The 15,045-nt window shown below is 57.6% G+C and carries 11 protein-coding genes; 9 read left to right on the top strand and 2 right to left on the bottom strand.

Features of this window, described 5'->3' with window-relative positions; genetic code table 11:
- Window positions 1-28 precede the first annotated feature (28 nt).
- Complete coding sequence (locus QA644_RS24635) at window positions 29-907, bottom strand: fumarylacetoacetate hydrolase family protein (protein WP_283073667.1); 879 nt, start codon at window positions 905-907, stop codon at window positions 29-31.
- Between the two features lie 138 nt (window positions 908-1,045).
- Between QA644_RS24635 and QA644_RS24630 the strand changes: the two genes are divergently transcribed.
- The 7 genes from QA644_RS24630 (at window position 1,046) to QA644_RS24600 (ending at window position 9,586) form a co-directional block, all read left to right on the top strand.
- Window positions 1,046-2,683: a bifunctional 3-(3-hydroxy-phenyl)propionate/3-hydroxycinnamic acid hydroxylase gene (locus QA644_RS24630; protein ID WP_283073666.1), complete on the top strand. Its 1,638-nt coding sequence runs from the start codon at window positions 1,046-1,048 to the stop codon at window positions 2,681-2,683.
- A complete protein-coding gene (locus QA644_RS24625; RefSeq protein ID WP_283074016.1) occupies window positions 2,673-3,524 on the top strand; it encodes an SMP-30/gluconolactonase/LRE family protein in 852 nt (283 codons plus the stop codon). Before QA644_RS24630 ends, QA644_RS24625 begins: the two co-directional genes overlap by 11 nt.
- A gap of 828 nt (window positions 3,525-4,352) precedes the next feature.
- Entirely contained in the window at window positions 4,353-5,330 is a 978-nt protein-coding gene (locus QA644_RS24620; RefSeq protein WP_283073665.1) for a sugar ABC transporter substrate-binding protein, read from the top strand.
- 35 nt (window positions 5,331-5,365) lie between these two features.
- Window positions 5,366-6,886, top strand: a complete 1,521-nt coding sequence (locus QA644_RS24615) for a sugar ABC transporter ATP-binding protein (protein ID WP_283073664.1) — start codon at window positions 5,366-5,368, stop codon at window positions 6,884-6,886.
- Window positions 6,883-7,854 (top strand): ABC transporter permease, encoded by a 972-nt coding sequence (locus QA644_RS24610; RefSeq protein WP_283073663.1) that lies wholly within the window; start codon window positions 6,883-6,885, stop codon window positions 7,852-7,854. Before QA644_RS24615 ends, QA644_RS24610 begins: the two co-directional genes overlap by 4 nt.
- A 3-nt stretch (window positions 7,855-7,857) precedes the next feature.
- On the top strand, window positions 7,858-8,805 hold the full coding sequence (locus QA644_RS24605) for an ABC transporter permease (RefSeq protein ID WP_283073662.1): 948 nt from the start codon (window positions 7,858-7,860) through the stop codon (window positions 8,803-8,805).
- Window positions 8,806-8,887: 82 nt separating this feature from the next.
- Window positions 8,888-9,586, top strand: a complete 699-nt coding sequence (locus QA644_RS24600; RefSeq protein WP_283073661.1) for an FCD domain-containing protein — start codon at window positions 8,888-8,890, stop codon at window positions 9,584-9,586.
- 26 nt (window positions 9,587-9,612) lie between these two features.
- Here the strand turns inward: QA644_RS24600 and QA644_RS24595 are convergent, their stop codons facing one another.
- Entirely contained in the window at window positions 9,613-12,573 is a 2,961-nt protein-coding gene (locus tag QA644_RS24595) for an AAA family ATPase (protein WP_283073660.1), read from the bottom strand.
- Between the two features lie 247 nt (window positions 12,574-12,820).
- Here QA644_RS24595 and QA644_RS24590 point away from each other — a divergent pair, with 247 nt between their 5' ends.
- Both QA644_RS24590 and QA644_RS24585 read left to right on the top strand, forming a co-directional pair.
- Complete coding sequence (locus QA644_RS24590) at window positions 12,821-13,252, top strand: Ohr family peroxiredoxin (RefSeq protein ID WP_283073659.1); 432 nt, start codon at window positions 12,821-12,823, stop codon at window positions 13,250-13,252.
- A gap of 82 nt (window positions 13,253-13,334) precedes the next feature.
- Window positions 13,335-14,918 carry an ATP-binding protein gene (locus QA644_RS24585; protein WP_283073658.1) on the top strand — a complete coding sequence of 528 codons (1,584 nt, stop codon included), beginning with the start codon at window positions 13,335-13,337 and terminating at the stop codon, window positions 14,916-14,918.
- The last annotated feature ends 127 nt before the right edge of the window (window positions 14,919-15,045 follow it).

Raw genomic sequence — 15,045 nt, 5'->3', positions numbered from 1 at the left:
TCCTCCTCTTCTCTGCCTTGGCTGAAGTTCAGGCGGCCTCCCTGCCGACGGCGACTTCATCGCGTATAGAATTCACCAATAGGCCAATTCGATCAATCTCCACTTCGCAGACATCGCCGCTCTTCATCCAGAGCGGCGGCTTACGCCCAGCCCCAACCCCCGCAGGTGTGCCCGTAACGATTACATCGCCAGGCTCCAGGGTCATCGTCTGACTGAGAATAGACACGAGCGATGCGACACTGAATACCATGTCGTCGATGTTGGCCCGCTGAACCACCTGGCCATTAAGGCGTGTTTCAAGGAACAGTCCCTTGCAGCCTGCAGGAAGCTCGTCGGCCGTGACGAAAACAGGACCAAACGCTCCGGTGGAGTCGAAGTTCTTTCCAATCGTCCATTGCGGCGTAGCGTGCTGGTATTCGCGGATCGAGCCGTCGTTGAAAATGGAGTAGCCGATGACATGCCCAAGGGCATCCTGCTCCGAAATTTTGAATCCGCCTTTGCCGATGACCGCGACCAGTTCACCTTCGAAGTCGAGCGTGTCGGAAACTTCGGGGCGAATGATATCGTCGCCATGTCCGATGAGGCTCGAGTTGAACCGGGCGAAAACCGTCGGGTACTTGGGCTGCGCATATCCGGATTCCGCCGAATGGTCGTGATAGTTCAGGCCCACACACAGGATCTTCGATGCGCGGGAAAACGGCGGGAGATACCGAATTCCTTCCCGGGAAATCGTCTTTCCACATGCAAGGGTCTCGCCTGCCGCTGCGAGGCCTGATCCGTCAGCTCCCACAAGCGCGTCCAGCGTCCCTGGAAATTCGGGATCGTTTACCAATAGCCCGCGGAGCGAACCGTTGTTCTCAACGGCCAATCCTTCGTTACCTTCCAACTCAAAACGTACAAATCTCATCGCCTATCCTCCATCTGTTGCGATAGATATCAGTCAGCATAAAAGATTTGTCAAACAAAAATATATTTTCTTTCTTTTAGCGGTGTGCTATCCCTCTTGCCATGTTGCCGCGGAGGTGCGGTCACAGGAGGAGCAACCATGAATTACTATGATCTCGCCATCGTGGGGCGCGGACCCGTCGGTCTCGCGCTTGCGGCACTTGCCGCCCAGCTCAATCTAAAGACAGTCATCATCGAGAGGCATCGCGATCTATATGCGCTGCCGCGTGCCGGTCACGTCGACCACGAGATTGTCCGCCTTTTCCAGTCGCTTGGCGTGGCAGACGCGATGCTGGCGGATAGCTATCCCACGACCGAGTATGTTTGGGTCAATCAGGATCGTGAGCTTCTTCTGGAGTTCGATTGGGGTGCGAAGGGCATCTCGGGCTACAATTCGGACTATATGCAGTTCCAGCCGGTATTTGAGACTGCGCTCGGCGAAAAGGTCTCCTCAGCAGCGACGGTAAGCCAGCTGCTGGGTTGGGAAGCACAGTCCATGATTGAGAATGCGGACGGCGTAGTGCTCACACTCGCTCGATCGGAAATGGTGTCAGGTCAAGCGCGGCCGATCGCGACGAACGAGATCCAGACGATCGGTGCCCGTTATGTTGTAGCAGCCGATGGCGCAAACAGCGGCGTTCGGCGAATGCTGGGGATCGACCGGGACGATTTTGGCTTCAACGAAAAATGGCTTGTAGTCGACGCCCGCAAGAAGCGCGAGTTCTCCCTGGATTTCGACTGCGGGCAGATCTGCGATCCCCGCCGTCCTGTGACTGTCCTACCCCTTGGAAAGCGCCATCGCCGTTGGGAATGGGCTCTGCTGCCGGGTGAAGCCGCAGCGGATCTGGAACAGCCTAAAATGGCGTGGAAGCTTTTGGCCGAACAGAACGTATTCTCCGACGACGTGGAGATCATTCGCCAACTTGTTTACACCTTCGAGGCTCGTCATGCTCAGGAATGGAGCAAAGGCCGAATTTTCCTCGCAGGCGATGCCGCCCATACTACCCCTCCCTTCATGGGACAGGGGATGTGCTCTGGCCTGCGCGACGCCAAAAACCTCGCCTGGAAGCTGGATCTCGTCCTTCGCGGTATCTCTGAACCTTCGATTCTCGATACTTATGAACAGGAGCGCTCGCCGCATACCCGCGATTGGACGATCATTTCGCTTGAGGCCGGCAAGGTACCCTGCACGCTCGACCAAGAAGAAGCTCGGCTTCGTGATGAAAAATTCCGCTCTGGCTGGATGCCGCCGATGCCGGACTTCCCGAAGCTCGTTGAGGGAATTCTGGCTTCTCCGGAAACTGGCTCTCCAGTCTACCTGAATGGCACGCTAAGTCTCCAGGCACCGGTTTTGAAAGACGGCAAGAGGGCGCTCTTCGACGAGTTCTTCCCGAGCACGCGCTTTGTCGTGATCAGTACGGTCGCCAATCCGGCTTCTGTCCTCTCCCAGAGCAGGATAGACGCGCTTGAACGCATCGGTGTTTGGTTCGTCTATGTCGGTCCGGAAGCGGACGCCGACATCCAGGATATCGACGGTGCCTACGGAACATACTTCCGGGAAAATAACATAGAGGTGCTGATCCAACGGCCCGATTTCTATGTCTTCGGCGCGAGCGAGAAGCTGTCCGACCTTGGCTCGCTGGCTGACGATCTTCTGGACCAACTGCATCTGGTAAGCGATGTCCGTGCGTCGGCCCGAGCAGATAAGCAGAGCGAGGAGCGTGCCGATGCTTATTGAGCCCCGGCTGTTTGCGAGCGGTCTTTCCTGGCCGGAGTCTCCACGATGGCGCGACGACGTTCTTTACATCTCCGACGTCCACAATTTCCGCGTTGCGAAAATTGCTCCCAACGGAATTGTGGAATCATTGTGCAAAGTCGAAGGACGTCCGGCTGGCATGGATTTCAGCAAGGACGGTACCCTTCTCCTTGCGACCGGAATCGGTCGACAGCTTCTGGGCGTCGATCCCCACAGCGGCGCTATCGAAATTAAGGCGTCGCTCCCAGGTGCCGACAAGTCTTACCTGAATGACCTCGTCGTTCACCCCGACGGGTGGGCGTATTTTGGGGAAACCGGCTTTCGTTTCGGCGTCGACGCTCCTGAAGAGAGCGGCTGCCTTTGGGCGTATCATCCGGAAAAGGGACTCAAGCAGGTCGCTCGAGAAATATTCTTTCCCAATGGGCTCGTTGTCAGCCCGGATGGAGCGACCCTGTACGTAGCTGAAACCTTCGGAAAGCGGGTTTCGGCGTTCGACATCTCTCAGGATGGCACACTGAAGAACCGACGGGTTCACGCGAACCTGCGCGGAGAACCGGACGGTCTGTCACTGGATGCCGATGGCTGCCTTTGGGTGCCCCTCCTTTTCATGGGCGAGTTTGTTCGCATCGCCCCTGATGGCTCGGAGGTCGACTTGGTCAAGTTCCCAGGAATGAACGCCATCGCTTGCATCGGCGCTGGCGAGGACCGGAGGACACTCTTCTTCTGCGTCTGCAAGGCAGACCGGAGCGATCCCACGAAGCCCGTGTTGGACGGAGCTGTCTATGTCGCCGCTTCTACGTCTCAGGGAGCTGGATCACCATAAAATAGCTTCCACGCCATAAAATAGATTTTACTTTACTAAATCCTTTTTGTGGCATATAAACTATCCATGAAAAGGGACCCCGAATTCACCACCCAGGCCGACCACGCTCAGACCCAATTGCGGTCGGCCATTCTCAGCGGAGTACTTGCTCCCGGGGAAAGAATTCGGATGAATGTCGCCGCAGCCGGAATGGCGGTAAGCCTTGGGGCCGTACGCGAAGGCCTATCTCGTCTGGCGGCTGAGGAAATCGTCATAGCGACAGCGCAACGGGGTTACCGTGTCGCCTCGGTCTCGGCAGACGAACTTAATGACCTGACCGAAACGCGGATAGCGTTGGAGCATATCTGTCTTCGCGCCTCGATCGCCGAGGGCAACGTGGAATGGGAAGCCTCTCTTGTAGGGGCATTGCATAGATTGCTTCGGATTCCGGAATTCGAGGGCGAGGAAGGCTCCCGATTGAGTATCGAGTGGTCGGAGGCGCACGAGTCATTTCATTCCGCGCTGGTCGCCGGCTCAAAGAGCGTTTGGATGAACAAGTTCCGCAGCTCGCTCTGCCTACAAGCGGAGCGATATAGACGGCTATCGGTCCCTTTGCGGACACAAGACAGGGATGTGGCAGGCGAACACCGTCAACTTTGCGAGGCCGCCCTTGCCCGTGACGCTGAGACCGCCTGCACGCTTATGCGGTCGCATCTCAAGCGAACCAGCGAGATTCTACTGCAGTCGCCTTTGCTCGCGGCGGTGGCCAACCAAAGCTTGGAGGCGGTAAGCAGCTAAGACGAACGTGCCGGAGGGAGCCGGCGAAATTCAAAATGGAGGAGAGTAGAAATGCTTATCAAAACGCTGTTCTGTACCGCGTTGTCTATCGGATGCGTGGGTTCACTTGCCTATGCGGAGCCTGCGGGAAAGAAATTGACACTGCTCACGGGCCCTACTGAGGACCGACTTATCAGCGCATTCTCGAAGGCCTTCGACGAGAAGGCCATAGCGGCGGGCATGACGGTAAACCAGCTGACAAGCCCTTTCGATCCGGCGCTGCAAGCGCAGCAGTTGGACGACGCGATTGGCCAGAAGCCTGATATGATCGTGCTCCAGCCGCTTAGTTCTGGCGCAGTGACACCGGGGCTCCAGCGGGCGAAGTCGGCGGGTGTGCCGGTTTTTCTTGTCATCTCTCAAGTCGATAAAGGCGACGGCCTCTATGTAGGAACAATGGCGCTTGACGACGTCAGGTCTGGAGAGTTGGCGGCAGAGGCGATGATTGCTGGCTTGAAAGCTGGCGGGCGGACATCCGCCAAGGTCGCCGCGATTACGGGATCGTTGGCAGAGGGAATTGCACCGCGCCGTCTCGAAGGGTTTAAGGCACGCCTCGCCAAGGAGCCCTGGATAACTTTGGTCCAAGTCGAGGACGCACAGTGGATTCCACCGGTGACCGAACAGGTCGCGGGACAGATATTCACAAAATACGCGACCCAGGGCGGGCTGGATGCGATCTATGGAATGAATGACGCGATGGCCAACGCGATCATCCAGGCTGCGGACAGCGCGGGGATCGAAATGGGCAACGCTCCCGGGCAACTGCTTGTTATCGGTGGCGGTTGCCAGGAATCCGGTATCCGCAACATGCAGGCTGGCAAGCAATATGCCACGCTGAGCGGCCCATTGCCCTCCTACGACGGCCCCAAGGCGGCAGAGCTGATCTCGGATTACTTCTCTGGCAAAGAGGTTCCAAAGCTTAGCGTCACGACACCGCTGGAAGTCATTTCCGCGGACAATCTTGAGCATTACGCCGCCGCCTGCAGCTTCTGAGCTGCCCCAGTAGCCTACATCGACAGGAGAAGACCATGACGAACCTGCCCGGTTCCGCCGATTCCGCGCGCCTAGCGGCACGGGGACTGACCAAGCGCTTTGGCAGCATTACTGCGATCGAGGACGTGTCGCTGGATATCAGGCCGGGTGAGGTCCGCGCCTTGTGCGGTGGAAACGGTGCAGGAAAGAGCACGCTGGTGAAGATACTCACCGGCGTGCTCAAGCCAACCGAGGGAAAACTCGAGATAGATGGAAGTCAACGCTCATTCGCCAATCCCGTCGATGCTCAACGAGCCGGCCTGGCGCTTGTGGCGCAGGAGCTGAGCCTTGCTCCTGATCTTTCCGTGCACGACAATCTCTGGCTTGGGCACGCAAGCGCACCGCTTGCCAGACGTACCATCTCTACTGCCAGTCTGGCCCGGGAGGCGCTAGACGCCGTAGGCTTGGAGGCAATCGCACTCGACGCAAAGGCCGGCAGATTGGCGCTTGCTGAACGACAACTGCTCGAAATCGCGCGGGGTCTTGTCCGTAAAGCGTCGCTGCTCATCCTCGACGAGCCCACGGCAACCTTGTCCGAGCGCGAGATCGCAAAGGTATTCGGCGCGGTTCGCCGGCTCAAAAGTCGAAATTGCTCGGTGATCTACATCACTCATCGAATGGCCGAGGTTTACGAACTCTGCGATTCGGTCACCGTAATGCGCAACGGCCGCGTTATCACGACGGAACCGGTCGAGGACATGCCCCGCGATCGTCTGCTGGAACTTATGATTGGCCGCGAGTTAACGGAGGTATATCCGGCATCCACAACCCCTCCCGGCGCTGTCATGCTGGAGGTAACGGACTTGCGTGTGCCGGGAGTCGTTGACGATTTTAGCTTACAGGTGCGTGCTGGCGAGATCGTTGGCGTCGTCGGGCAGATCGGCTCCGGAGCGACGGAGAGCATTCGAGCGCTGGCAGGGCTCGTCCACAACGCCCGCGGTGTGGTCAAGGTTGATGACCGCAGACTGCGGCTTGGTGCATCCGCTACCGTCTTGAAATCCGGCGTCCGGTTCGTCTCCGAAGATCGTGCCGCCGAAGGCATCTTCCTGGATAAACCTGCCCATACAAACTTGATCGCCTCGCGGTTGAATGAATTGTCGCGGATTGGGGTTCTTACCCCTCGTGGGCTTAGGCGCATCGCCGGAGTGCTAGCCCGGCGGGTCAGCTTTGACACCACTCGTCTGTATCTTGGGGCGGGCCGTCTGAGCGGTGGCAACCAACAAAAGCTCGCGATTGGAAGATGCTCCGATCGTCGATCGCCCGGCTTGATCCTGATGAACGAGCCGACACGCGGTGTCGACATGGGCGCTCGTGCGGAAATCTACCAAACGCTCAGGCGGCTCTGCGACGAAGGCAACGCTGTTCTTTTGGCCTCAACCGACCTTGAGGAGGTTGTTGGCCTTGTAGATCGAGTGGTCACCATGTTCCGGGGGCGCATCGTTGCCGAGCACGCACGGGGCGAGTTCGAAGAAACTGTCATCCTTTCGGAAATCACAAATACGCGGGAGGCAGCATGAGCGTGACCAGCGAAATCTCATCATCGATCGCCGAGCCGATCGGGCGAGCCCATTCCAGGATGCCGGCGGCCATCACTGTCGCCAAGATTTGCGCCCTCGCACTCTTAATCGGCCTCGCGATCTCAACTCCAGGCTTCCTATCCAGGCCGAGCCTGATTGCCCTTGCGAACGCGATATCGCTCGTCGGGTGTGTCGCGCTCGGTATGACGCTTATCACACTTGGCGGCAACATCATGTCCTTCAGCATCGGAGCTACCGCGTCTGTCACCGGCATAGTTTTCATGGCCACGCTTGGCCACGGGCTCATGCCAGCAGCCCTAGCCGCGATCCTCGCCGGCGCTGCAATAACTGCGCTTCAGGGCTGGATCATCGGGGCGCTGCGGGCGAACCCCATAATTGTCTCCCTTGCCACATATGCCCTGCTCATCGGAATGGCGCAAATCGTAGTCGGTCCCAAGGTGGATGCCCCTAATCTCGACTATCAGTTCCTCAAGGGGCGTCTCGGCGGTGTTCCGGTATCATTCCTGCTCTTTGGAGCCTTGACGATACTCTGCCAGCTAATCCTCACCTTCACGCGGTTTGGTCATGAACTATTGCTTGTCGGAAGCAATGGGCGAGCGGCGGAGGCCGCCGGAATCCACGTAACACGCGTCACCGTGGTCGCCTATGCTCTGGCGGGAGCCCTTGCCGGTATCGGAGGCATCGTGATTGCTTCGCGGTTCGGCGTGGCAGATATGCAGACCGCGCGCGGCTTTGAGTATACGGCAATCGCCGCCGTGCTAATCGGTGGAACCTCGATCGGCGGTGGACGCGGATCCATCACGCAGACCTTCCTTGGCATGGGAGTGATCGCGATCATCAACGCCTTAGCGCTCCTGCAGGGCATGAGCATGGAATTTCAGCGGCTGGCGATAGGCCTGGCCGTACTGGCGGTTATTATTCTTCAAGGTCTTGGACGGAGGAACTGATCGATGCGTGACTTCTTCGATGACGACAAGCGCCCTGGCTTCCTTTTTGCGCTCTTAGCTATTGTGCTTGCCGCCGCGCTAGCTTTGCAGGGAACGGCATCCCCGCAATTCGTCCTGTTCAGCATTATGCAGTACTTTGCGACTATTGCTCCCGTTGCACTCGGTCTTGGACTAACGATGATATCTCGCGAGTTCGATCTCTCGGTCGGCAGCGTAATGGGCCTCGCTGGTTGCATTGCGGTGTCCGTAGGCACCCATGATCCCGTGACTGGTACCGTCGCCGGTATTCTCACGGGCCTCGGGATTGGGCTCATTCAGGGAGTCGTCATTACGAAGCTTGGTCTCAGCTCTATTTCCGTGTCGCTTGGCGTACTGATGACAGCGGCCGGCCTCGCCTACATCGTCACCGGCAATTTGACGGTGTCACTCGATCGGCCAGCCTTCTCCGCGGCGATCAACGAACCGATCCTAGCCATCTTCTCATGGCGCAGCTTGTTTGCGATCGGATGTGTTGCCGTTGCCGCCGCGGCGTTCACGTGGACCCGCATCGGGGTTGATGTCACCGCGACAGGATCCGATCGTGCGGCAGCTGAGATCGCGGGTGTTCGGACAGGGTGGATAGTCGTTGCGGTCTTTTCGATCTCAGGCGGCCTCGCTGCAGCCAGTGGAGTACTACTTAGCTACGGGCTATCCGTGGCATCGCCGTCTGGCCTCACGGATGTTCTGGTGCCCGCGATTTCTGCTGCGATTATCGGTGGCGTTTCGCTGTCCGGCGGCCGGGGAAGCCCAATGGGGATTGCATTCGGGACATTGATCCTTTGCCTGCTCAACGCAGGACTGAACGCCTTGAGCGTCTCGCCAACCTCGCAACAAGTCATTCTCTCGGCAGTGCTTTTCGCTGTCGCTGTAACGGCGGCTCCCAGATTTCACCGGTTGTTCGAGAAACGTTGAAAGCGATTACCCCCGGTGGTCTTTTAAAAGGAAAACCTATATCTGCATATGAAATAGATTTTAGAATCAATGCGAGGGTTTGATGGCGATCCAGCCGGCGCTTACTCAGGCCGACAACGTTTACGAGCGATTGAAAGCCGACATTCTGAGCTGTCGGCTCAGACCCGGGGCGAAGATTCGGATCAATGAGGTCGCACGCGACCTCGCGGTTAGCCTCGGGGCCGTTCGCGAAGCGCTTTCCCGCCTTGCTGCGGAAGATATGGCCGTTGCCACGGCGCAGAAGGGCTTCCGCGTCCCTGAGGTTTCGATTGCGGATCTTGTCGACCTTACTGAGACCCGCATCAAAATCGAGGAATTGTGCATCCGGGCATCGATAGAGCACGGCGACATCGAATGGGAGACAGGGCTTGTCGCCGCGTTCCATCGCCTACAGCGATTACCTGAGACCGAAATGGACGGTGATAAGCAGATTCTCAGCGAGCGATGGGCAAGTGCCCACCAACAGTTCCACGGAGCTATTGTCGCAGCCTGCGGAAGCCCCTCGCTTTTGAAAATACGGACGGTACTGTACGCGCAGACGGAACGCTATCGACGTCTCTCGGTGCCGATGCGGACAGTGGATCGCGATGTCGCCGCCGAACATCAGGCCATATTCGATGCCGTAATCGGACGCGATGCGGACCTCGCAGCTTTATTGATGGACAAACACCTTCGCTTGACGACGGATATTCTCGTTGAGTCCTTGCCCCAAATCGACGAGCCTGCATCGGCCCCGACCTGAAGCGGCGGCGAGATGCAGCCGGCAGATCACGACCTACCGCGGCTCTTGGACTCGAATATCTCACGCAGGTCCTGATGTTTTCCAAGCGACTCTGCGAGCTGGTTCACCATTCCCCCGCTGATAGTTCTATGCTCTCGTGACAGGTCGTCATTTCCCAGTAGCAGATGGATCTCAGCTATGGTGGCGTGAACTCTCCAGCTTGCAAGCGGTCCTTCAAAGTTTTCGATTACCGAAAGCGCCTTCGTTGCGAGGGCTAGCGCACCGTCCTGGTCCCCTTTTGCAATCGCAACCCGCGCTGCTTGATCAAGTGCAAGACCCTGCCAGGTCTTTTCCTCTGTAGAGTTCGCGATCATAAGCAAGCGGGCCGCGGTAGCCTGGGCGGCTTCAAGGCTGTTTTCGGACAAAAGGAGGCGGCACTTTCCCAGTTCGAGCTGCATACGCCAGTACCAATCAATGATTACCGGCGAGGTATCCATCTCCGACTCAGCCGCAAGCAACAGCTTCCTGGCAAGCTCCAACTGTCCAATTTCAGCGGCAGCGGAACCCGCACAAATCCATGCAGCGTGACGCAAAGCGGGAATTTCGGATATCTTCTCCGACGCGAGATCGGAATCTGGAAATGATCCGGCTACAGCCGAACAGATCTGGAGAACGCCCTCGTAGTCCAAGGTATGCAGGTGGACCCAGGCGAGAGTGCAGTAAGCCCACATCGTGCGGTGGGTATTTTCGTTCTTCCGGGCGAGCTGCATCTCGTCCAGAAGTCCATCAATCGCATCTTCCCATTGGCCGAGGAAAAGCCGATTTGCAGCCGCAAGAGCGCCCGCCATTTCGAAGTCAGCCAGATCGGGAACGACGTCGGGCTCAAACATTCGCTTCCGAACGTCCAACGCCAGTTGAAGGCCTTCACGATATCGACCGGAAAGCCAGCATACCATGCTCATGTCAACTAGGTCGGTAAAGGCAGGCACGATGCCCTGCGCAGTATCAAAATCATAGTTCCGATGGAATTCCCTGGCATCGCTCTCATTCCAACCTGTGGCAAATAGCCGGCGCAGGGCGCATGTCGCCCGGGTACGCTGACGGAGCTGTGGCGGCTGCTGTTGGCTCAACTGCAAGACACGGCCAATAGTCTCCAGGCACCGTGGCCCGCTAACGAGCGAGAGATAAAACGAAAGGTCTAGGAGAGCCCTCACCTGGATATCGACCAGGTTTGATTCCGCTGCTCTTGCCGCCAAGACCTCATATGTCCCGATAGCTTCTGGGTCGAAGGCGGCCATTCGGTGCGCCGCCAGCGCAGTAAGCAGCTGCGCTTCCGTATCGCTGAGTGCGCCGCCTGGAACTCGCGGAAGAAGTTCCATCGCGCGCACAAGCATCCTTGCGGCCTCCGAGTGTGCGCGGCGACGGCCGGCAATGTCAGCAGATAGTTTCAGATAGAAGACACATTTGGACCAATCTCGCGCCTGCTCGAAATGAAATGCAAGCTCGGGGGCAACGTCATCGATCTTGGGCGCGTAAAGCGCTTCCAGCCGTTCCCCGACCATGCCGTGAATTGTTGCGCGCCGGCCAGGCGTCAGCCGCTCGTACAGAACCTGGCGATGCACGGCATGCGCAAACTCATAAATCTCGGAACGGGTGCCGTCGGGATATGTCAGAGTGACCACCCATTTTATCAACCGGTGACGCTTTATTAGTCCCTCGTAAAGATCATCGAGGCTCCGTGCGTCGGCAGCGGATGGTTCGACGTTGGCAGCGGAGAAGGACAGGCCGACCACACTGGCGTACTCCAAGGCGTCGATCTCGCGCGAAGGGAGCTGCTCGATCGACGTCTGGATCATTAGGCGCAGATCGGCGGGAATTTCGAATTCCAGCTGCTCGAGGGAGATATGGAGATGCCATTGTCCGCCTGTGAGAGACACAATCTGTCGCTTCTTGAGGTCCTCTAGCGTGGCCACCATGAACAGAGGATTGCCCTCCGAGTGACGACGCAGGAGTTCGGCCAACCCGGCCGGCACGTCAGCACTGTCTGCCTGCGCTTTCAGGTAGGACTCGATGTCTCCCTCATTGAGTGGCTCCAACGTCACCTCGGAGCAGAGACGATGGATGAGCAAGTCTGGAAGCAGAGCTTTGATCGGATGGTCGGCTCCCTCGGCGCGCAAGTCGCGGCTGGTCAGAAGCAGCATGAGCCGGACGGGTTGGCGACGGCGAGCGAGATAGGAAATTAGGTCAGCTGTAGAACCATCTATCCACTGCGCGTCCTCGAGAACAAGCAGCACGGTGTTCTTGGTAGCCATCGCTGCAAGAGCGTCCGCGATCTCCCTCAACATTCGCTCGCGGGTCGCGCCCATGATTTCGCGCTGCAAAGCCACTCGTTGCTCTGCGCTCAGAGCGCTTGGAAGCTGGGATAGCCAAGTTGGAGCATTGGACCTCAACGCTTCGACGACCATCTCGCCGTGCGCGCCGCGACATAGTCGGCCCAGGGCATCGAGAAGTGAACCATAGGGCTCTTTGCTCCCGAATCCCTCTACGCACTGCCCCTGGGAAATCACAGCCGACAAGTCAGAAGCCGCAATCTGCCTTCTAAACTCCTCCGCCAAGGCAGTCTTGCCGATCCCGGGTTCCCCGGTGACGAAAACGATCTGAGCCGAACCTTGGGAAGCATGCTGCCAAGACTGGTGAAGCTCCGCCAAAGCGCTATTTCGTCCCACGATAGCGCTCGAGGCACCTCGATTTGTAGCGACTTGCTGCCGGTCCATCTCGAAGACGGGAGCGATGAAGCGATATCCACGCTTTGCCGTGGTCTCGATGTATCGAGGATTTTTTGGATCGTCGCCCAGCGCCCCGCGAAGCGTGGCAATGTGCTTCTTCACCGCTTGAGGTTCGACGACCGTCTTAGCCCAGACGGCATCAAGAATGTCTTCATGCCTAACCAAGCGACCTGCGTGCTCGACAAGAAAGGCAAGAAGCGTGAAAGCCTTGGGGGCCAGCAAGACTCGCTCCTCAGGACCATTCGCAACGGACCAAAGGCACTGATTAGCGATGTCGAGCTGGAACGTTGAAAAGGCCTTCATCAAAACTTTCTCATGATGCCGTCGGGGACGAGGCCATCTGGGCTCCATTTAGCCAAACCGGCTGAAACATGGAAGAGTGCCTGCGCAACTGAGAACCAAAATGGAACCGTTTGGGAGCGACGGTACAGTGCGTTCGGCTATGATACTGTCGTGGAAGAGGATCTGGATGTTTATGCAAATCGAAAAAATGCTCTACACAACGCAAGCCACAGCGGTCGCTGGAAGGCGTACGCAGATCGTCACTCCGTGCGGCAATCTCCAGTTGGACCTGTCAACGCCCGTTGAGTTGGGAGGTACTAACGGTCGCGGTGCAACCGCGGAGCAGCTCTTTGCCGCCTGCCACGCGGCTTCCTTCCTGACGATGCTGCGTTTGGTCTCTTCCAAAGAGGGGGTCGCACTTCCGAGCGATGCCCAGGCTGAGGCAACTGTGGCCTTTGGTACGAAGGGCGACGGCTACGGCATTGAAGTAGAGCTGCGTGTTCGCCTTCCTGGTCTCCAGCGGGCAGATGCAGACAATCTCGCTATTCGTGCCCATGATCTTTGCGCCTACTCCTGTGCGATACGCGAAAGTACCTCTGTAAGAGTACTCCTCGCCTAATGGAACGAAATCCGAACCAGTTGGGAACGACCTGGCGGCGGCCCGCTCCTAGGGTCAGTCTATTCTATAGGGGCGTGGTCCATTGAAAGACACAAGATCCGAGACCGCTTTCCGCGACCACGTGCAGTGCGTGCTGTTCGTTACTGCCGCGATCCTCCTCTCTGCATGCATTTTCTATGTCGATACCTACACTGATATCGAGGGGGCGGTGGCTGTTCTGTATGTGGTAAGCCTTCTGCTTATGGCACAGGTGGCGGGCCCCTCCGGCCTAGTCTCAGTCGCAGCAGGTTGCGTTGGTCTGACAGTCCTGTCGTTCGGAATGACCCATGGGGAAAACGGCGACGTGCAGTCCACCCTTCGACTGATCGTCGCCCTATCCACGCTGTTCGTCACCACTGCTCTTCTTCTCAAGACCGAGAGAGCACGTACTGCACTGACGTCAATGAACTCCGCGCTAAGGGATAGTGAAGCCCGATACCGCTCTATATTCGACAGCACCCGGGTCGCACTTTGGGAGCGGGACTACTCCAGACTCTACGAGTACCTTATGTCCCTAAAGGACCAAGGCGTGGTCGACATTAAGAGTTATTCACGCGAAAACCCGTCATTTATCGCGCATTGTGCAGGGCTGATAGGTGTCGTGGCCTCGAACGAGGCGGCGAGAGAGATATTGGGCACCACTTCGGCGACCGTCGGTGCGCTGCATCAGTCCATAGTATCCGGCGAGGAGACATTCATGGGCATTTTGCAAGCGATCTTAGACGGACGCCGTATTTTTGAGAGCAAAGCTGACGCGAAAACCGATGAAGGTGAAGAAAAGCGCGTTCTCCTCAGTATTAGCTTTCCCGAAAACCCCGCTGCCTTTAGACGCATCGTTGTTACGATGGTTGATGTTACCCAACGTGAGTTGACTTTGAAGGCCTTGGCTGAAGCCCAGGGAGAGCTTACCAAAGCCTCCAAAGCAGCGGCTGTTGGAGTGTTGTCCGCGTCACTCGCACACGAACTTAATCAGCCACTCGGTGCTATCAGTGTCAATTCCCAAACGCTGCTCCGGTGGCTCGACCGCAGCCCGCCCGATCTCCCGGCCGTCAGGCGGTCCGCTGAGAGGTTGATCCGTGACAGTAGCCGTGCGAGCGACATAATACAGAATGCACGTAACTTGCTGACACCCCTAAGCGGGAAGACTGAAGATATCGACCTCACCAAGTTGGTCGAGGAAACCATCGTTCTGATGGAGCATGATCTTCAACGCAGCAACGCGGCGGTTGACCTCGACGATCTCCAGCCCATCCCGGCAATCCCTGCAGTCAAGATCGAGCTTCAGCAAATCCTGATAAACTTGGTGACCAATGCCATACAGGCGATGGACGAGCACAGGTCGTCAACGAGAGTCGTTCGGATTGCAACCGAATACGCCGATAATGACCATGTCGCTGTCGCTGTACATGACACGGGGCCTGGCCTCACCGAAGCTGCGAAGGAAAAGCTGTTCACGCCATTCTACACGACCAAAAGTGCCGGGATGGGTATGGGGCTGTCCATCTGCCGTACGATGCTCGAGGCTCGAGGAGGCACGCTAGATGCAGATAACCACATCGACGGTGGAGCGATCTTCCGGATGCGCCTTCCTATTTATTCCGATCTTGAGCACGCCGCTGCTGAGTGAGCACATAGCAAAACCCTTGTGATAGCCGCTGGCAAAATTGTTTGGCGTGCGCAACACACTATTCTTTTTGCTAAAGAGGAGTATGCACATGAAGCGTCGCAGTCGACTGTATCTTTTTGCTGCTCAG

The sequence above is a fragment of the Rhizobium sp. CC1099 genome (genome assembly GCF_029714385.1).
GTDB lineage: Bacteria > Pseudomonadota > Alphaproteobacteria > Rhizobiales > Rhizobiaceae > Rhizobium.
The sequence above is the reverse complement of the archived record's forward strand: the minus strand, read 5'-3'. Positions and strand labels throughout refer to the sequence as shown.